The 19,028-nt window shown below is 51.1% G+C and carries 19 protein-coding genes; 10 read left to right on the top strand and 9 right to left on the bottom strand.

Annotated features, from left to right (window positions below; genetic code table 11):
* The first annotated feature begins 28 nt into the window (after nt 1–28).
* Nucleotides 29–1,003, top strand: a complete 975-nt coding sequence (locus E7Z62_00525; GenBank protein MBE6521608.1) for a hypothetical protein — start codon at nt 29–31, stop codon at nt 1,001–1,003.
* On the opposite strand, the gene E7Z62_00520 is transcribed toward E7Z62_00525, so the two are convergent.
* Complete coding sequence (locus tag E7Z62_00520; GenBank protein MBE6521607.1) at nt 994–1,503, bottom strand: DUF2240 family protein; 510 nt, start codon at nt 1,501–1,503, stop codon at nt 994–996. The two genes, E7Z62_00525 and E7Z62_00520, sit on opposite strands and share 10 nt — an antisense overlap.
* Before the next feature lie 197 nt (nt 1,504–1,700).
* On the bottom strand, nt 1,701–2,303 hold the full coding sequence (locus tag E7Z62_00515; protein ID MBE6521606.1) for a DUF3800 domain-containing protein: 603 nt from the start codon (nt 2,301–2,303) through the stop codon (nt 1,701–1,703).
* Between the two features lie 188 nt (nt 2,304–2,491).
* On the opposite strand from E7Z62_00515, the gene E7Z62_00510 reads away from it, so the two are divergent.
* The 5 genes from E7Z62_00510 (at nt 2,492) to E7Z62_00490 (ending at nt 6,802) form a co-directional block, all read left to right on the top strand.
* Nucleotides 2,492–2,821 (top strand): QacE family quaternary ammonium compound efflux SMR transporter, encoded by a 330-nt coding sequence (locus tag E7Z62_00510; protein ID MBE6521605.1) that lies wholly within the window; start codon nt 2,492–2,494, stop codon nt 2,819–2,821.
* On the top strand, nt 2,725–3,168 hold the full coding sequence (locus E7Z62_00505) for a hypothetical protein (protein MBE6521604.1): 444 nt from the start codon (nt 2,725–2,727) through the stop codon (nt 3,166–3,168). Before E7Z62_00510 ends, E7Z62_00505 begins: the two co-directional genes overlap by 97 nt.
* Nucleotides 3,169–3,291: 123 nt before the next feature.
* The gene (locus tag E7Z62_00500) at nt 3,292–3,474 is read left to right on the top strand and encodes a DNA-directed RNA polymerase subunit K (protein MBE6521603.1); all 183 of its coding nucleotides are present in this window, start codon (nt 3,292–3,294) and stop codon (nt 3,472–3,474) included.
* Between the two features lie 16 nt (nt 3,475–3,490).
* Nucleotides 3,491–4,120, top strand: coding sequence for a 30S ribosomal protein S2 (locus tag E7Z62_00495; protein MBE6521602.1), 630 nt, complete (start codon nt 3,491–3,493; stop codon nt 4,118–4,120).
* Between the two features lie 1,494 nt (nt 4,121–5,614).
* Nucleotides 5,615–6,802: a hypothetical protein gene (locus tag E7Z62_00490; GenBank protein MBE6521601.1), complete on the top strand. Its 1,188-nt coding sequence runs from the start codon at nt 5,615–5,617 to the stop codon at nt 6,800–6,802.
* Here the strand turns inward: E7Z62_00490 and E7Z62_00485 are convergent.
* The 3 genes from E7Z62_00485 to E7Z62_00475 all read right to left on the bottom strand — a co-directional run bounded on the left by E7Z62_00485 (nt 6,789) and on the right by E7Z62_00475 (nt 9,361).
* Complete coding sequence (locus tag E7Z62_00485; GenBank protein MBE6521600.1) at nt 6,789–7,052, bottom strand: hypothetical protein; 264 nt, start codon at nt 7,050–7,052, stop codon at nt 6,789–6,791. The two genes, E7Z62_00490 and E7Z62_00485, sit on opposite strands and share 14 nt — an antisense overlap.
* Before the next feature lie 81 nt (nt 7,053–7,133).
* Nucleotides 7,134–8,042 (bottom strand): glycerol dehydrogenase, encoded by a 909-nt coding sequence (locus E7Z62_00480; GenBank protein MBE6521599.1) that lies wholly within the window; start codon nt 8,040–8,042, stop codon nt 7,134–7,136.
* Nucleotides 8,039–9,361, bottom strand: a complete 1,323-nt coding sequence (locus tag E7Z62_00475; protein MBE6521598.1) for a single-stranded DNA-binding protein — start codon at nt 9,359–9,361, stop codon at nt 8,039–8,041. Before E7Z62_00475 ends, E7Z62_00480 begins: the two co-directional genes overlap by 4 nt.
* Nucleotides 9,362–9,597: 236 nt before the next feature.
* Between E7Z62_00475 and E7Z62_00470 the strand changes: the two genes are divergently transcribed.
* On the top strand, nt 9,598–10,671 hold the full coding sequence (locus E7Z62_00470) for a formate--phosphoribosylaminoimidazolecarboxamide ligase (protein ID MBE6521597.1): 1,074 nt from the start codon (nt 9,598–9,600) through the stop codon (nt 10,669–10,671).
* On the opposite strand, the gene E7Z62_00465 is transcribed toward E7Z62_00470, so the two are convergent.
* From E7Z62_00465 to E7Z62_00450, 4 genes are all read right to left on the bottom strand, one after another.
* Nucleotides 10,672–10,947, bottom strand: a complete 276-nt coding sequence (locus E7Z62_00465; GenBank protein ID MBE6521596.1) for a hypothetical protein — start codon at nt 10,945–10,947, stop codon at nt 10,672–10,674.
* A gap of 429 nt (nt 10,948–11,376) precedes the next feature.
* The gene (locus E7Z62_00460) at nt 11,377–12,210 is read right to left on the bottom strand and encodes an ABC transporter ATP-binding protein (GenBank protein MBE6521595.1); all 834 of its coding nucleotides are present in this window, start codon (nt 12,208–12,210) and stop codon (nt 11,377–11,379) included.
* Nucleotides 12,099–13,142: an iron ABC transporter permease gene (locus E7Z62_00455; protein MBE6521594.1), complete on the bottom strand. Its 1,044-nt coding sequence runs from the start codon at nt 13,140–13,142 to the stop codon at nt 12,099–12,101. The genes E7Z62_00460 and E7Z62_00455 overlap by 112 nt, the downstream gene beginning before the upstream one ends.
* 5 nt (nt 13,143–13,147) lie before the next feature.
* Nucleotides 13,148–14,383: a hypothetical protein gene (locus E7Z62_00450; protein ID MBE6521593.1), complete on the bottom strand. Its 1,236-nt coding sequence runs from the start codon at nt 14,381–14,383 to the stop codon at nt 13,148–13,150.
* Nucleotides 14,384–14,770: 387 nt separating this feature from the next.
* Here E7Z62_00450 and E7Z62_00445 point away from each other — a divergent pair, with 387 nt between their 5' ends.
* The 3 genes from E7Z62_00445 (at nt 14,771) to E7Z62_00435 (ending at nt 19,004) form a co-directional block, all read left to right on the top strand.
* The gene (locus tag E7Z62_00445; protein MBE6521592.1) at nt 14,771–15,406 is read left to right on the top strand and encodes a helix-turn-helix domain-containing protein; all 636 of its coding nucleotides are present in this window, start codon (nt 14,771–14,773) and stop codon (nt 15,404–15,406) included.
* Between the two features lie 71 nt (nt 15,407–15,477).
* Complete coding sequence (locus E7Z62_00440; GenBank protein MBE6521591.1) at nt 15,478–17,265, top strand: ABC transporter ATP-binding protein; 1,788 nt, start codon at nt 15,478–15,480, stop codon at nt 17,263–17,265.
* 2 nt (nt 17,266–17,267) lie between these two features.
* Nucleotides 17,268–19,004, top strand: a complete 1,737-nt coding sequence (locus tag E7Z62_00435) for an ABC transporter ATP-binding protein (protein ID MBE6521590.1) — start codon at nt 17,268–17,270, stop codon at nt 19,002–19,004.
* The last annotated feature ends 24 nt before the right edge of the window (nt 19,005–19,028 follow it).

Raw genomic sequence — 19,028 nt, 5'->3', positions numbered from 1 at the left:
CCATGCTATCATTACAGCCGGTGGTCCGTTGGAATTCGGCAAGTCGAACGTATTGGTCGTCCTGATCCTGGGAGAGATGATGTATGGGTTCGTAGGTCTATTCTCCCGTTATTTCTACGACCTTGGAATGAGGTCCATCGACATCACGTTCCTCAGGCTGTTCACTATCACCGTAGTGCTCCTCATCGTGCTCCTGATAGCTAAGAGGGAGCTCCTCAAGGTCAAGCCCATGGACCTTGTGTTCTTCGTATCGTTCGGAGTGTTCAAGCTCCTTGCCGATGTGTTCTACATATTCTCCATAGACTACATCCCTCTGGCCCTGGCATCGGTGCTTCAGATGATGTTCCCGTTCTACATCATCGTGCTATCCCTTCTCCTGTTCAAGGAGAAGATCGACCTCAAGAAGCTGGTCGCGATCCTTGTAGGTTTCATTGGATGCACGCTCATAACCGGGAATCTGTTCGCAACCGGAAAGATAGAATCCATGGGTATAGTGGCGGCCATGATATCCGGACTCGCACTGTCGGTGTACGTCCTGGGAGGAACGTTCAGTTTCAAGAGAGGGTACCATCCTGCCACGTATCTGCTGTTCAGCGCCATGCTGAGCGATCTGATAGCCCTTCCCTTCATCCAGCATGATCTTGTGATCGAGACGATAACGAGTCTGGATGTCATACCTCTCATCATGGGGCTTGGTATCGTCGCATCCCTCATCCCCATGTTCATAGAGGTGTGGAGCGCAAGATATCTGTCCCCAACGGTAATATCGATAGTCTCTATGGTCGAGGTCGTATCCGCGGCGATCATAGGTGTCGTGGCATTCGATGAGGTCTTGGACATCTTCAACATATTTGGAATCGCTCTCGTGCTCTCCTCCATTCTGATAATCAACATCAGGATAAGCATCAAGGCCCAGAAGTACTTCGAGGAGCATCCAGAGGTAGTGGAGAGACTCAAAGAGGAATACGGCCCTAAACGTTCCGATGGCCCTGATCAGGAATGAGCTCCGCTGATCCCGGCATATACTTTGCCGATATATGGGGAGATGTCCACACCGTTGTCCCTGAGAACTATCAGCGCTGCGGCGGCGATATCGATGCCCAGTTTCTTTTGGATCTTGGTGCAGACCGGGACGAAATCTCTGGTCTGGATGCCGTTGGAGGTCGCCACATCCATCAGGATATGGAACATGTCCGGTTCGGTCTCCTTCTTCGATTCGTAGGTCTCGACAGAGCTGGAGCGAATGAGCTCGTTGACATCCTTGGAAGGCTTGTAGGCTAGAGGCAGGTCGATGCCGCTCAGGTCCGAGGATGCGCGGATGTAATCGCCCTTCTTCTCCAATATCCCTTTGGCAAGAAGAGTCCTCAGCAGGAGCTTGGCATCCGACGGTGACATCCATTTGAGCTCCAGGGAGGATATCATCACGAACTCATCAGAGGTTGTAACGTCCTTCCCTATGCTGCGGAAGAATGCGGCAGCGCAGACTGTCAGCTCATCGGTCATGCTGTCTGCAACGATTAGTCCGTAATTAGGCTTTACGGGACATTTGTTAATCGGTATAATCGATGTCTTCGCTGAATTGATTGTTACTATTAAGATTATGAATTGTTTTCTTCATGACAAACTTGTGTTTAAATATAACAAAATCATTGGATTATCATCCAAGTAAGACCCATGAGTCGGCTGCAAGTGCGCGGCCATTATGTCTCATGGGCAATGGATATTTTGTCTTTGATGATGGCTAAGAATTCGTCATTCCCGTGTTCATATTTTTCGCGAATCGAACCTGATACAAAATCTGCAAGCTGGACAGCCTTGTCTGATGAAGAATTGACTTTTCTAACAGATTTAACATTATGATTCGATAGATTATCTTTAACCATCTCTGTCAGTTTTTTCATACTGATGCAGAGATTTTCGTCAAAATTCAGATTAACGTCTTTTGTTAATACAGTTTTATCGATTAGGGGTAATATCTCTCTTATCGAAGCCCTGTATAAGTCACAGTTACGTACATCGCTGTAAAGCTTCGATTTTTTCTTATCAATGACTATGAAGACGATAGAAACAGAACTACTTGATAGCGCATTTAAAATCTCCATTTTTTCATCTGTATAAGAGTGACTGAATTTTACTTCAAACGAGGAACCTTTCTTTTTGGTTTTTCTCTTCCTTATTTCATCAAGAAGTTTGAAAGGTTTGTTCAGATCGCTTGTGCGCTTCACAATCAGGGCAGACATCACAAAGTATCTGTCTTGTGAGCCGACATTTCCTGACTCATCTAAAGATACTGTTGATGTCATTCGATCACGATGTAACAAGAATCAATACTCGATAGATATTGTTATTGCATCGGCGTCTGTCTTCTGAGCTGCGATCATGGAAACAGTAGGCGGTTTTTTTGTATACAATTACTAAGTATAGCCATTGAAACAATGAATATGGTAGTGTCGAACCGTTTTTATCTCTCATCAATTTGCACCCATCTGCAATGGCCGATCTCGGAATACTTTGGGTGATCCTTGCAGGATTGATGGAACCTATTTGGATGGTGTCGCTCCAGAAGTACAACAAATCGAAGAACCTCCTCTGGGGCGCAGTGGTCCTGGCGTTCATGTTCATCGGTCCGGCCTGTCTCTCCATGGCGACCGAGGGCACCCTGCAGGTCAGTATAGCATATGCGGTGTGGGTGAGCATAGGCACGGTCATGACCACACTGGTCGGATGGATATTCTACAAGGATCCCCTCGACAGGTACACGATACTCTACATAGCGATGGTCGTAGTAGGCGTCGCTGGATTCGATCTGGTGGTAGGATGAACAGAGCATGGCTTTGGGTTATTGCAGGGGGCATCGTCGAGGCCATCTACACTACGTTCATGGGCCTTGCCGAAGGCATGACGGATATTCTGTACACTGTACTAGGTCTCTCGCTGAGCATTGTGGGCACCATCCTGCTCAACGGAGGGCTCAAGCGCGGTCTTGCGATGGGGTCTAGCTATGCTGTATGGGTAGGCATCGGTGTCGTGGGTGCCGCAATAGCCGATGTCGTAGTCTTCTCCAACGGCCTCAACGTGTTGGGATACCTGTTCCTCGCCATCACGATGGGGGGCATCGTAGGGCTGAATCTCAAGAACGACAAGGCCTCGGATAAGGTCCCGGAATGAGTATCGAAAGACGGCCCTCGCGCGCGCGTTTTTTGATATATGTACTAACAGTAAAAATAAGGGGCCTGCAAACCTTTATAATCAAGACTAATCTACACGGCTCTATCCTGTATGGTGACTTATATGGAAGCACACAGTAAGTACACAAGATTCGAGAAAGCAAGGATCATCGGAGCGAGGGCACTGCAGATCTCATACGGAGCGCCCGTACTCACGGACTATCCGGAGGATATGCTTGACCCGATCGATATCGCCATGCTGGAATTCGACAAGGATCTCATTCCGATCTCTGTCGTCAGGAACTGAATAAGAGGTAATAATCATGAGCGAAGAGGAATCATATGTAGCACCGGGAACCGATCTCCTGGTGGAAGAGGACATCTACCTGACATCTGGAGTTCACATCGGAACACAGCAGAAATCCGCAGACATGAAGGATTTCATCTACAAGGTCAGGCAGGACGGACTGTACGTCCTTGATGTCAAGAAGACCGACGACAGGCTTAGGGACGCAGCTTCCTTCCTGGCAAGGTTCGACTCCAAGAGGATCCTCGTCGTCTCTGCAAGGCAGTACGGACAGAAGCCCGCAAGGGAGTTCTCCAAGGCAATCGGAGCACCCGCATTCGCAGGCCGTTTCGTCCCCGGAACACTGACCAACCCCTTGAACCCCGCTTTCATCGAGCCCGAGGTCCTGGTCGTCACCGACCCCGCAGCCGACAAGCAGGCACTCAACGAGGCACTCAACCTCGGAATCCCGATCGTCGCACTCTGCGATGCCAACAACGAGACCAGGAACGTCGATCTCGTCATCCCCACCAACAACAAGGGAAGGCGCGCACTCGCATGTGTCTACTGGATCCTCGCCAGGGAGCTCCTCACCAAGCGCGGTGACCTCAAGGACCCCAACGACTTCCAGTTGTCCATTGACGACTTCGAAGCAAAGCTCGTCTGAGCTTCTCAAACTCATTGCCCCTTCGGGGGCATTTTTACAATTCAATTATAAAGAAAGGGTCTTTTTTTCTAAAGGAAAGACTGTATAGGATTCATCCAACCTATTTTAATCGTATATAAAAGCGAACGGATACAAAAAATTCTAGCCAGACATTAGAAAAAGTGTCCATTTTAATTGCTTACAACCCATCTATGCAATCTAACAATTGGATATAACAATCAAAAGTTATTTATAGAAATCAAGCATAGTATACTGTTGCCTAATACATCACAAACTCCATGAGTAAGTGTAGCGAGTAATCGCTTAGGTCCATGTACCGTCCGTCAAGGTCGGGTGAGAAACGAAGAGGACCGAGTACCTCCATATGGAGGGAAAGGGTTGCTCGGCTGTCGACGCTGAGTCGTCGGGTAGGCTGAAGTTTCTGCATGGTGCAGCGCCAAGCGCATGACAGCGCGTCGCCCGTATGGGTGGAGACCGGGTTCGAGTCCTGGTTGGTTGTTGCGAAGCCGCAATCCGCGCATAGCGTACGTATATGGCATCAGCCATCATGACACTGTGTCATGGTGGACCACCGTGGCAGTGCAGTCGATCCCTTTGGGGTCAGGCGGCTGCTTACGGTCAGACATATGCGACAGATCAGCACGTGAACGATGTGTCCCCATGGGTTGGGGACGTCCGGGGTAAAACCCGGAAGAACACTGGCTATGACAGCGGGTGACGCATGTATCGCTCAGGCGATGCGTGCGCCGTATTCCCGGTGGCAATATGTTGGCGCCCGCACCGTAAGGTGATGGGTTGTTGGATATGGCTCAAGCACGGTGACAGTGCAGCCCCGGTAAACGGGGAAGGTCGGGGGCAGAGCCCGATGAGATTTGTGCGCGGTATTGGATCAGCGTCGTATGTGGCGTGGTGTGCGAAACGGTTGCGTGTGCGTTTCCTGCAAAGGAGTGCAGCGTCATCATCATCGTGTGTCGCGGTTTGGGAGTGCCCGCCGTATGGTGGACGGTCTTGTGTCGCGTATCGCGTATACACATCGCGGTTTCGTCGTTCCCCTCGGGGTTCGGCGGCCCATACGGTTGCACGTAAACACATCATAAGTGTTTTGGTGCCCTGTGGCAGTGTGCTGTTGCTTGATCCGCGAGCAATCGTCGGCGTTCTTGGTTCCTGTCGGGAATCAAGACTGTCGCGTGAACTCGGTGCAGTGTGTGTTGCACCAGTGCCCGCAAGGGCGTTGGTGTGTGGAACCACATTGTTAGCGGCACCGTAGACATCGTGGTGCATATCCTGGTGTCACGGATCCGGGGTGATAAGGTCCTCCGGAATAAACTCCCGAAGTACAGGATGGGTAACCATCCTGTGCTCCGTACCCTCTTTGTGTGGGTAGGGCTCCGCATTAGCCAACGGCTGATGTGGAGTCAGGATTGACCTTATGTTCCTACTTTATTCTACGATTCTAACATTAATTTTATTAAACCAAGCCAATTCTTAATCATCATGATCATGGGTTTGGACATACTTGGTATCACCACCGTGCCCCAGTTAGTCCTTACTCTGATGCTCCTTTTCTACACTCCTTTTGCTTTCTATCAGCTCTTCCTTATCGATTACAGTATGCTGATGACCGATAGGAAGCTGTTCGATAGGCATGAGAAGCTGGAGGTCTCAAACAACGTCATCGTCGCAATCACCACCAACGGGATGGCTACTGATGTGGTCGAGAAGATCATCAAGAGGGTCAAGAGCTACAACGTGATCTCCGAGATTTTCGTAGTCAAGGAGGAGAGGGATACATTCGAATACAGCTGCAGGATGGTAACCGTCCCTTCGGATTACAAATGCCCCAACGGATCCCTGTGCAAGATGCGTGCCATGCAATACGGTATCGAGGCATTCCACGAGATGGGTTTTGGAAAGGAGACATACATCTGCCACCTGGATGATGACAGCATAATCGACAAGCCCTACCTGGAGTTCGTGAAATACTATCTGATCAGCGAAGGGGCGCAGGGATGCATAAGGCTCCGCGCGTGGGGAAGGCATCTGTTCTCGTCCCTTGCGGATATCATCAGGATCGCCAACTGCGAGGCGTGGTGCAAGAGATGCAACCATAAGAACCGCCCGCAGTTCGTTCACGGGGAGGGTCTGGTTGTCCGTGCCGATGTCGAATACGAGATCGGATGGGATTACGGGACATACGGTGCAGAGGACCTCATAATGGGGTTGTCGATCTCCAAGAAGTACACGTTCGCGGAGATCCCTGTCGGCCACATCTATATCGCTCCCCCAACATCCGTCAGGGATTATTACAAGCAGAGACGCAGATGGTTCTGGTCCCTGATGAACAACAAAGGCGTCGTCAGGAAGCTCTCGCTCAGGACTTGGCTGTTCTACATGTACATGTACATAAACGGAATCCTAGGACTACTGTGCCTGTGCCTGTTCCCGGTCCTGCTGTTCATGGCTCCGGGTCTCAGCGATTTCACCCAATTCATAGCGGTGATGAACATGGTATGTTTCTTTGGGTACTATCAGTTCGGTGCAACGTTCATGCATTCCGCATCCATATCGATAGCGATGTTCATACTGACGATTCCGGTGGCGTTCTATGACGGTATGACCTCGATATATGCTCTGATCAGGCCACCCGACTTCAAGTCGTTCGAGACCATCAAGAAAGTCTGATCTTGTCATCCTCTTCGCATTCTGGATTCTCATCCAGGCTGGAATTGAGAGGGTCGAACACCTGATCCTTGGTATAGATGACATATAAGGCGACGGCGACTCCGAAGATTATCGTTGCCAACATGAAGTATGAGGAGATGGTGCTGAGTTCATCTAGAACAATTCTGCTCTTGAGGAAAGATATGACGCACGCCGCTATGAGCATATTGGCGATGATGATGTCTATCAGCTGATGCTGCCTTATCTTCATGTTCTGAAAAAATCAGGAGTCCTGATATTTATTAGATATTATTTGTTAATACAACGATGTAGGGGGATGGACCCCCTACGTTCAAATGCGTTTGAGGTATCTCAGGTTAGGTTCGTAGACGAGTCCCTTGTCCATGAGGGTGTTGGAGACCTCTTCGAGCTCGATGCTGCTGATGCCCTCGGCCTCGGCCCTTCTCTCGAGCTCCTCCCTGGGCGCACCCTTGCCGTCGGTGTCCAGCTCCTCCAGGAGCCTGAGGATCATGTCCTCGAGCTGTGCGGCGTTGTTGCCTGAGCTCTCGCCGTTCTCGGGCATCTCTATCTCGTCGGGCTCGTCCGAGTAGTCCTCGGGGAACCCGAGGTCGACATCCCTGTCGGGGAGCAGCATCCTGAGGGCTGCCTGGATGGTCTTGAGGTACAGTGTGGAATCGGGCATCTGGCCGTAGTTGTCCAGTGCATATGTTATGCCGAATGCCTCGGTAGGGGACATTCCCGATTTGATCAGGTCCTGTTCGGTGGCATCCCCCATTCCGAGAACCTTCTTGGTGTCCTTGAGCCTCTTCCAAGTGGATTTGGCGGTCTCGAGGATCCATTCGTTGCGTACGGATTCGTCGATGGGGACGATGTGCTCCGGCCTGACGGACACGAAGACTCTCTGGTCGTCGGTGGTGTATGTCCTTACCCTTCCGACGGCAGCCACGAAGCTTGGGATCTCGATATCTGCTATGGCCGCGGAGGCCTCCGGCTGGAATCTTCCGACGTTGATGTAGAAGCTTCCGGACACGTCCTGTATCCTGGCCTTCCACATGGGTTCCTCTTCGCTCCCGATGTTCTCCTTCTCGGTCATGACGCCGGCGATGAGCACCCTGTTGATCTTCGCACCAAGCGGGGTGACGATGTAGGAAGGCTGCTTCTCCTCAGTTGCCTTGATCTCGAGGGTGGTGGAGTTCAGCTCGGTGGCGAACACCCTCCATGCGGTCTCCCTGGCGTTCATATCGCTGCCTCCACTTCGTCGAGGAGTTTGTTCGCTTCGGCCTGCAGGTTTATTTTCTCCAGGCTGGCGGTCTTGACTATCATGCTGGGGCCGTAGTCGTCGCTCATGACGTTGCCGGTCACCTTCACCCTCTTCATGAGGATCTTGCTGGTGATCTCCCTTCCGACGACGGCTTCGCCTTTCACCGCGGCCAGTCCGCGGGCGGCCTGGAGGGTCACTCCGGTGAGCTTCTCGGTGTCGTTCTTGTTAATGATGGCGCCGATGGCTCCGGTACCGTCGTCGATGACGACCTTGAGCCTCAGATCCATCACGCCTTCTACGATTCCGTGGGTGGTGCACGCGCCGTTGAGCATGGAACGGTTGCACTGGGGGCATCTCCTGATGATACCGCTTCCCTGGCGGACGTCCACGACCAGACCTTCCAATGTTATGTCCAGTCCGCCGCCTATCCTGGTGATCTCGTCGACCGTCTTCATGTTGGCGGATGTGTCAACGATATCGGTGACCTCATCCACGCGGCTCACTTCGCACCTGTCGCCCAGATTGAGCTGGGGGATGCCCTTCCATGACCTGATGTAGGCATTCTGGATGCACAGGGACTCCCCTTCTTTGAGGCCGAAGTCGCTCCATGCCGAGAACTGTATCTTCCCGGTGTCATCGGCGATGATTCCCGAGTAGACTGTCTTCTGTTCCCCTTTGGCAGTGATCTCCCTGGTCTCTACGGAGATTATCTTACCGGTGACCGTGACGCTGCCCATGCCTTCCTTGATCTTTCCGATCTTGATCTCTGTGGGTGCGGCTGTTATCTGCCTTTCGGGAAGGTCGATCTTCACTCCGTCGGCGGGTTCGACCTTACCGCGGTTGCCCAGATTGACCTGGGCCTTGTCGTTCCAGGTCTTGCAGTAGCAGTTCCTGAAGTGGTATACCGATCCTTTCGCGAGTACGAGCGCTCCCGGCTCCCAGACTGTGAAGGACACCGATCCTGTCTCGTCCGCAAGGATACCTGATATGATCTGCTTGGGCAGACCCTTGACTGTGATTTCCTTGTTGTCAACGAATACCACCTTGGCCGTGATGTCCACGTTCTGCTCCGAACCCGTGAGTTCGGAGATCTTCTTCACAAGTGAGTTGCCGGTGACGAAGGTGGCCGTGTCGGTCCCCCCGTACTTCCTTATGATGCCCCTTTTGGCGGCATCGATGTTCACGTGGTACTCGTTCAGATACTTGTTCAGCTCCGCGATGAGCTGTTCTTCGTCGATCTTGTCTCCGAGCACCCTTTGCAATTCCTGAATATGGGGTGTTAGTTCTTCCATTTCCATTGTATCGACTCCTTCCTTTCGGAGGGATATCTCATCATCGTTCCGATTGTATAAAAGGATATGAGGGAGGTCTCCGAAAGTACCCGAAAGTGCAGATAGCCAGATATTGAAAAGTAGTGTTAATTGTAGCATCGCTACCGGGCGATTCTCACGCAGCCTCTAACCCAGCGAAAGCGTATCCAGACATGTCCTTTTAAGCGAGATACTATTAAATGCGACAATCCCATTAATCGCTAATGGTACCCAAAGGTAAGATCGACGCAATCCTGGACGAATACGATCCGAAGGACATCACGATAGCAACTCTGTGCTCCCACTCGTCGCTGCAGATTTTCCATGGCGCGAGGAAGTTGGGCTTCAAGACCTTGGGTCTGACCATATCTCACAGCACTAAGTACTACGATGCGTTCCCCCTCGGAAAGCCCGACGAGATCATCAAGTACAAGGATTTCGAGGACATGGAGTCCCGTGTAGACGAGCTCTACGAGAAGAATGCGATCATCATCCCCCACGGTTCCTTTGTCGAGTACATGGGTTCCGAGAGGTTCGGCGATTATCCCGTCCCCTCGTACGGCAACCGTGAGGTCCTTAATTGGGAATCCAGCAGGGAGAAGCAGAGGGAATGGATCTCCGGAGCCGGCGTATCCATGCCCGAGATCATCACCGACCCCAAGGCCATCGACAAGCCTGTCATGGTCAAGTACAACGGTGCCAAGGGCGGTAAGGGTTACTTCATCGCCATGGACTACAACGGTTTCAAGATGGCAGTCGACCCCGACGAGTCATACAACATCCAGGAATACTGCATGGGTACAAGGTACTACATGCACTTCTTCTATGACCCTCTGAAGCATGACGGTTACAAGTGTGCCGAGGGCGGTTCGCTCGAGCTCATGTCCATGGACCGTAGGGACGAATCTAACATCGATGAGCTGTACAAGCTCGGTAACATAGACGATCTGAAGAAGGTCGGAATGTACCCCTCGTTCGTGGTCACCGGAAACACACCTGTGGTCCTCAGGGAATCTCTCCTGCCGAAGGCGTTCGACATGGCCGAGAAGGTCGTGGACAAGTCTTACGAGCTGTTCGGAGGAATGTGGGGACCGTTCTGTCTGGAGACCGTCGTCAACGATAAGCTGCAGTTCAAGGCCTTCGAGATCTCGACAAGGATCGTCGCGGGAACCAACCCGTTCATCTCCGGTTCCCCCTATGCCGACCTGATATATCCTGGAATGAGCACTGGCGCAAGGATGGCCATGCACATCAAGGAAGCGGCAGAGACCGGTAAGCTGAAGGAGATCGTCTCCTGATCAGTCCAGGTTGATCTCTCCTTCGTAGGTGCTGAGAAGCGTTTCGTTCTCTATCAGCTTGCGCCTTCCCCGATCAACATACACGGACACGCGGAAGTTCGTTACATCCTTACCTGTGATGGCCTTAATGGCATCAGATGCTTCTATGGGGGATAGTCCTCTTATCCGGACCAGTGAGAAGGAAAGAGCCTCCATGATGGACAGGCCTTCGATTGTGGTAAGGTTGAAGAACGGCTCTAAGATGTCTTTTTTTATCTGCTCAAACTCTGAAACCAACGGATCACCAGCGGTATTTTATACTCCCCATTGACTATTTTTATTATGCGAGAGTGGATGACGGCTCCCGGAGGAGCCGGGTCAGTTAGGCTGACCAATCCTTGACATCCTTCACGGGATATCAACGATAATCAAGACTTCATCTGTCATGATTATCAACATAGAACCGACAGTAAGTGGTTCCATAAGGATGCAGAGCATCGATTTCACCTCCCACCAACGGTTCCGGCGCCGAGCAATTGGTCTGCCCGGCGTCCCGGACTTACCGTATTCGGCAATTATCCTATTTAGAGTAATTTTATTTAATTATTTTTATGCGCCGTCATTCTAGTTATTCTTTTTATCAGGATTGTACTCAGGAGCGGTCAAACAGATGGTCAATAGTTTGCGTTATTTGATTGATCTAATCGGATACACCACAGGGAACCCTTAGCTGTTAATCGCTACTTCCGCCTCTACCCTGTAAACATCACGGAGCATTTCTGGAGTAATTACTTCCTGAGGCGTTCCTGACGAGTACACCTCTCCATGATCCATAACAACTATGCGGTCGCAATACCTCGAAGCAAAATTCAGGTCGTGGAGCACCATGACGGTGGTCAATTCCCTCAGGGAATGCTCCTCTCTGATTATTTCGAATATGTCCAATTCCCTCTTAAGGTCCAGATTGTTCATGGGTTCATCGAGGATGATCAGGTCGGGGTCGGATACGAGACATTGGGCGATCATTACCATCTGGGCCTGTCCCCCGGACAGTTCGCCTACATTCCTGTCGGCAAATTCCTCTATCCCCAACTTGTGAAGCGGAGAATAAGCAAGGTCGATGTCGTCTTCCGATACCCTCAGCTTAAGTTCGTTAGCACGGCCCAGGAGCATGAACTCAAGTACGGTCAGATTGCTGATATGCGGTGTCTCTTGGGACATGTAGGTCATGTTGATCTTGTAAGGGTCTCTATGTATCAGGCTCTCTCCATCGAACGTGGCGGTGCCCGATGAAGGTTTGTGGACACCCGACAAGCACTTCACCAGTGTGGATTTTCCAGCACCGTTCGGGCCCAGTACGGCATTGATGCCTGTATCGAACTCCATTGATACGCCCTTCAGGATCTCCGTGCTGCCGTATGAGAAGCGGAGGGCGTCTACTTCCAGTTTCATGAGACCACCGCCCTCTTTCTCATTATGAGGTAAATGAAGAACGGTACACCGACAAGGGATGTAACGACACCTATCGGCAGCGATGCCACGTTTTCGAGGAATTTGCATATGATTGAGGCGATGAGTACCATTGCCGCGCCGCACAGTCCGGACATCGGCAGGAGGAATCTCTGATCATCGCCCACGAGCATGCGTGCGATATGCGGCCCCACCAACCCAACAAAACCTATCGTCCCCGTGAAGCTGACCGCGGTTGCCGTCACCAGAGATATCCCTATTATGATGTTACGCCTCAGTTTGGTCACGTCAATGCCCATGGAATTGACTTTGCTGTCCCCCATCTTCAGAGATGTCAGTTTCCATGCATTCCAAGCGAAGAGTGTCGCCACCAATACGACTACCAGGGCCAGTATCCCGATGTCGCTGTAGTTGTTATCCCTCCCGATACTTCCGAACATCCAGAACATGATGCTGTTGGCCGCATCTTTGTTCGATATCGATTGGATGAGGCTGACCAGAGATTGGAACAGGAACAGCATCGCCACTCCAAGCAGAATGGTCGTGGTCGGGTTGGCCGTTCTTCTGTTGATAACCGATGTGATTACCAGGCATATCATCATCGAGAATGCGAAGGCTAGTATTATCGTGGAATAATTTCCGAAGACGGTCGCTCCGAAACCGAATGCGATGGATAGCGCGGCACCGAATGAAGCGGCCGATGAAATCCCCAGGGTGTAAGGTTCTGCCAAGGGGTTGTTAAGCACCGTCTGCATCTCTGCACCGGCCATACCTAGAGCCAATCCGACGAGGAGCCCGAAACAGCTCTCAGGCAGACGGTAGTAATGCATGATCAGATATGTACTCTTACTGACAGAATCTGGATCGAAAAGGGCTTTAAGGCCCTCGATCGGACCCGCACTAAGGTTGATCAGCATGTTGGACATGAATGCGATGGCCACAGTGATCGCGGCAATGAGGATGAACAGCACCCTCTTCCTAGTTATGTTCCTGTACAGTGTGCGTCCGATCGTAGGGTCCATGTTTATCACTGCGTCACGTAACTGAATGTTCCGTCGATCTTCCAGGGCATGAACTTGTTCAATCCGGCTGTCAGGTCGGCGAGTTCCTTGTCCGAAACGATCTTCTCGTCAACAATGTTGGCGAGATCATAGAGGTCGTAAAGTCCCGCGAGACCGTTCCTCATCTCCCCGTAACGGAAGCATACATGTTTGTTCTTCACAGCATCAAGTTCGGACCATCCGTCACGCGACAGATACTCGTCCATGGCGGATTGGAGGGATTTCTCGTCCTTCTGTACGAAGTAGCCTGTGAGCTGTTTGTCCCCGTAATATGCAGTGGATATGATCACAATCCAATCGGCTTGGCACTCTATCATCTTCTCAAGATTGAATGAGAAGTTGTAGCCTCCGCCGTAATCGTTCTGGATGTTGTAACCGAGTATATCGATCTCCGGGAACCCGTATGCGGATACAGTTCCGTATGTGCCGGGTTCGACCGGGACCTCTCCATAGAAACGGATCGTATCGCCCGATCTGCCTGAAACCCTGTCCTTGACCATCTTCAGCTTCTCATCGTAGAATTTGACCATATCCTTCGCACGATCCTCCTTCTGCAGGATCTTTCCAAGAGGGGTGAAGTTCTTGTCAGCGATGCCTTCGGATAGGCCCCAGGTGTAGAACATGGTTTCGAAATAGGGTATGTCTGCTTTCTTCAGCATGTTGAAGAATCCATCAAGGGCTCCAGGGAAGTAGTCAATATAGGATTTTGCAAGCAGTACGAAATCGGGGTTCGTGTCGATTATGGCTTCAGATACAGAAAGAGGATTCGTAGAGAATCCGGAGAACATGTCTGGGCATTTTGGAAGTTTGCTCAGTTCGGGCCACGTCTTCTCTATATAGGATCCGAGCGACATATCCCTGGAGGATATGTCGGCAGGCATCATGCATACGATCTTGTCCCATCCTTCGCCATAGGCGGTTGCGAACATTTCCAAGGTGCTGACGTCGGTTATGGCCACGCGTTTGATCTCCTTGCTGATCGTTACTTTGTTTCCAGCGAGATCCTCGACGGTGAAGGCTTCGAAGGGCTTATCGGATGATCCGTTGTCATTTCCTCCGCTGACCGCCACAATAGCGATTGCAGCAACTGCAACCACTGCTATTAATGCGACAACAGGTATCAATTTACTATTCATTTTGTATTTCTCCAAATCAGTTTTGTTCGACTCTCTATTGGATGAATCTGTTTCTATTTTAGGCATGCCTAATATTATTAAATATTACCAAAACTTTGACAAAAATGGTGTCTTTTCTTGCCAGGAGATAGTTCGAAATACGGCTCGTATGAGAATCGGGCGGTCCACAACGACTTTGAGCGCACCGCGACTACAGACGGATTCCGGTATGAGATCCATAACAACGAAGGGGATGCAGTAGTCAGAACCAGGTTCTTCGAACCTTCTATAGGTATCTGCAAGGCATACTTTGATACTAGTAGTATATCGAACAGGAATGTTATCGGCAGGACCGACCTAATGGAATTCCATTTCCCGCTGTTCGGCAGATCCATCTACAAGACGGATTCTGCGCAGACACATTATCTTCCAGGGGTCGGATAGCTTTACAATCCACACTGGGAGAGAATAGATATGCTGATCCCGTCCAAGAGGCACAGATCGCTTGATGTTATCGTGGCCCCCGGAGAGTTCTATGTCAAGGGTTCCGATCCCCAGTCCACCCGGAAGATATTGGATGGCATTAAGGACAGGTACCGCATGAACAGCGGCAGGTGTTTTGAATTGGGTGACAGGGTAATGGTGGACACAATGGCAATATGGAAGGTACTGGACAGGGAGAACCCCGACCCCGAAACGATACATGTGTTGGTATCCGATCTGATAATGAGCCTTCATTCCAGCGATGAGGTGAATTTCGTCAAGGCACATACGCCGGCAGCGGCATCTCCCGAGGATGAATTGTGCAACATGCTGCAATCGAAGATCAATACAGAGGTCACGATCGACAGCCTGTGCAGGCAGTTGGGAATCGATGGTCCAGGAGCATGCAGGAGATTCGCTCGTATCTATGGGAAGACGCCGTATTCGTATCTGAAGTACTATCGTATGATAGATGCCGCAAGCACGATCCTTCTGGGGGAGAGGAGTATGGAAGAGGTGGGGAGATCTGTCGGTTATTCAGCAGAATGCAAGTTCGCAGAATCCTTCAGGAAACAGTTTGGGTGCAGGCCCAAACATTTCATCACCCAATATCATACATATTCATAATTGTGAAAAAAGAAACCATAATTGTTAGTCTTGCCTAAATTTTTATTAACCGATTATGACCAGTTTTTATCATGGGCAAAGAAAAGAAACCGAGTCGTATCTCGGAGTTCGAGAAATATGCCGAAGGCAGGCATCACCTTGTCATTCTGTCAATGGTCGGTTCTGCGATAAGCGCTATTCTCTCCGTGATACCCTTCTATTACATTTGGCTGATAGCTAAGGAGGCCATGGGTGCCGGCGATACCGAGCTGATGATAAGCTATGGCTGGTTGGCTCTGGCGTTCGCACTGATATCGATCCTTGTTTACATCATAGCATTGATGTTGTCGCATCTGGCAGCCTTCCGTATCAGCAAGAATCTGAAGAAAAAGATGATAAATCACGTCCTGTCGCTGCCCCCTGGAGCCTTGGACGAGGAAGGAAGCGGGAGAGTAAGGAGGACCATACAGGATTCAGTGGAATCCACGCATGAGTTCATAGCGCACAACCAGCCTGACCTGGCCTCGTCATATATCCTTCCGATAGCCATAATCGTGCTGTTGCTGGTGTTCGATTGGAGGCTCGGATTGGCATCGCTGATCCCCGTCCTGCTGGGGATTTACATCTCCATGTCTATGCTGGGAAGGTCATCGATGAAATACCATATGACGCAATGGCAGAATTCTCTGGCCGATGTCAACAACAAGGCCGTGGAGTATGTTAGGGGAATATCCGTTGTAAAGGTCTTCCAACAGACGGTCGATTCGTTCCAGAGTTTCAAGGGTTCTATAGACAATTACTCCGACTACTGTCTGGGCTACACAAAAATGGCCCGCAGGCCGATGTGCGAGTTCTTCACGCTGATAAACAGCTGCGGAGCCTTCATTGTGGCATTCGCTGTGATCATCATAGAATTCCTGGAGGACGGTGCGGTCTCCGGAGACCTAATCGCCAATGTGATCTTCTATGTCGTGTTCACACCCATCATATCTGTCCTGCTGATGAGGATAATGTTCTCGTCGGATCAGACATATAGGGTCGATGATGCGCTCATGCGCATAAACGAACTGCTGGCCATGAAGCCGTTGGATGAGCCTGCCGCTCCGAGGTCCCCTCAGGACTTCAGCATCGTCTTCAAGGACGTCCGCTTCTCCTATTCCGAGGAGTCTGCTCCTGCAGTGGACGGCGTATCCATCGAACTGAAGCAGGGAACAATCACGGCATTGGTCGGTCTGTCCGGGAGTGGAAAATCCACAATGGCGGGGCTGGCAGCAAGGTTCTGGGATCCCCAGGAGGGTTCAATTACTGTAGGCGGGATTGATCTGAAGGACGTCGGCAGTGATAATCTCCGCAAGATCGAGAGTTATGTCTTCCAGAACAACCATCTCATAAAGGGAACGCTGTCAGAGAACGTCCGCCTCGGCAGGCCCGACGCTACGGACGAACAGGTGGCCAACGCTCTGAAGCTCGCCCAGTGCGACGACATCGTTGCCAAGATGCCTGAGGGTCTGGACACTATGATCGGTCCCGGAGGGGTATATCTGTCCGGAGGAGAGGTGCAGAGGGTATCCATCGCAAGGGCTATCCTCAGAGATGCCCCCATCGTCATATTGGACGAGGCTACGGCATTCGCGGATCCGGAGAACGAGCACCTCATTCAGAAAGCATTCGAAGAACTGGCCAAAGGCCGCACCGTGCTTCTAATCGCACACCGTCTCACAACAGTTCGCAACGCAGACCAGATCTGCGTCATGGACCACGGAAAGGTGATCGAAACTGGGAAGCATGACGATCTGGTCCTATCCCAAGGCAAGTATCAGGCTATGTGGGAGGACTATCAGAAGGTCCTGTCCTGGAAGGTCAAGGGGGTGTCCGCATGAGCATCAGCAGTACACTGAAAAGGAAGTTCGGTCTTTCTGAAAAGGGCTGGAAGAACCTCAAGGGTGCTTCGATCTCAGCCACGATAACCAATTTCGTGCTCATGATCCCGATGATGGTCATCATAATGTTCATAGCGGACCTGATAGGCGATAACGAGTATGATTACGACCTGGATTTATGGATCTATGTCGCATTATGCCTTGGTCTCATGCTGTTGACATTCATCGTATACATGTATGAGTACCACCGCTGTTTCTTCGACGTATACAGCGAGAGCAAGAACGTGCGCATCGGGATGGCTGAGAAGATGCGTAAAATGCCGCTATCGTTCTTCTCACAGAAGGACCCTACGGACCTTACCGTCCGTATGATGGGCGACGTCTCCATGCAGGAATCGGCGCTATCCCACTGGGTCCCATCACTGATCGCGTCACTGATATTCACTCCGATCATCGGTATTATGGTCCTGGTATGGTCCCCAATAATCGGTCTTGCGATCGTCTGGCCTATACCTGTGGCGTTTGCCATGGTCGTATTCTCCTCTAAAATCCAGAGAAGGGAGAATAAGAAGAAGTTCGACAAGATGGAGAGGGTGACCGAGCTCATACAGGAATCCATAGAGTGCTCGGATGATCTGAAGGCCAACGACGCCCAGAGATCCTACATGAAGAAGGTCAACAAGGAGTTGGATGCTGTGGAAGGTGCGGAGGTGAGGTGCGAGCTCATCATAGCTCTATTCGTCGTCGGAGGACAGTCCGTCATGAAGATAGGGCTGGCCACCACTGCGGTGGTCGGAGCCCTGCTCTTTGCAGACGGTTCGATCCCCATGATAATCTATCTGGCAGCTCTGATCGTCGTGTCGCGCATATATGATCCGATAAACATCGCTCTCCAGAATCTTGCGGCCATACTGGTAGCAGAGGATCATTGCGAGCGTATCCAGGAGATCAACGATCTTCCGATTCAGTCAGGTACTGATGATTTCAACCCAGAGAACTACGACATAGAATTCAAGAATGTCGGTTTCGCCTACAGCGGGGGCAAGACGGTTCTTGAGGATGTATCGTTCGTGGCGAAGCAGGGAGAGGTGACGGCACTGGTCGGACCTTCGGGAGAGGGCAAGTCCACCGTTGCCAGATTGGCTACCAGATTCTGGGATGTTGACAAAGGCCAGATAATCCTGGGAGGGGTGGACATATCCACGGTCGATACAGAGGTCTTGATGTCCAAATACTCGATTGTCTTCCAGGATGTGGTCTTGTTCAATACCACCATCATGGATAACATCCGTATTGGCAGGAAAGGCGCCACTGACGAGGAAGTTCTGGCAGCCGCCAAGGCCGCACTTTGCGATGAGTTCGTATCCGCCTTGCCCGATGGTTACAACACCAATATAGGTGAGAACGGAGGCAAACTTTCCGGAGGCGAGAGGCAGAGGATATCGATCGCCCGTGCGATACTGAAGGATGCCCCTATCATCATCATGGATGAGGCCACCGCCTCCTTGGACACGGAATCAGAGAGCAGAGTGCAGGAGGCACTTTCCAGGCTGATAGCCGACAAGACCGTGGTGATAATCGCGCACCGCATGAGGACCGTTGAGGATGCCGACAAGATCGTTGTCCTGTCCGGCGGAAAGGTGGCGGAGATGGGAGCGCCATCGGAACTCAAGGAGGCCGGAGGAATCTTTTCCAGAATGGTGGACCTGCAGACCAATTCCGGTACTTGGAGTCTCTAAAACATTTTGGCGGGCGGTGCTCCA

It is taken from the genome of Thermoplasmata archaeon (genome assembly GCA_015063285.1).
Classification (GTDB): domain Archaea; phylum Thermoplasmatota; class Thermoplasmata; order Methanomassiliicoccales; family Methanomethylophilaceae; genus Methanoprimaticola.
Note: the sequence above shows the minus strand (reverse complement) of the source record. Positions and strands in the feature narration are given on the sequence as shown.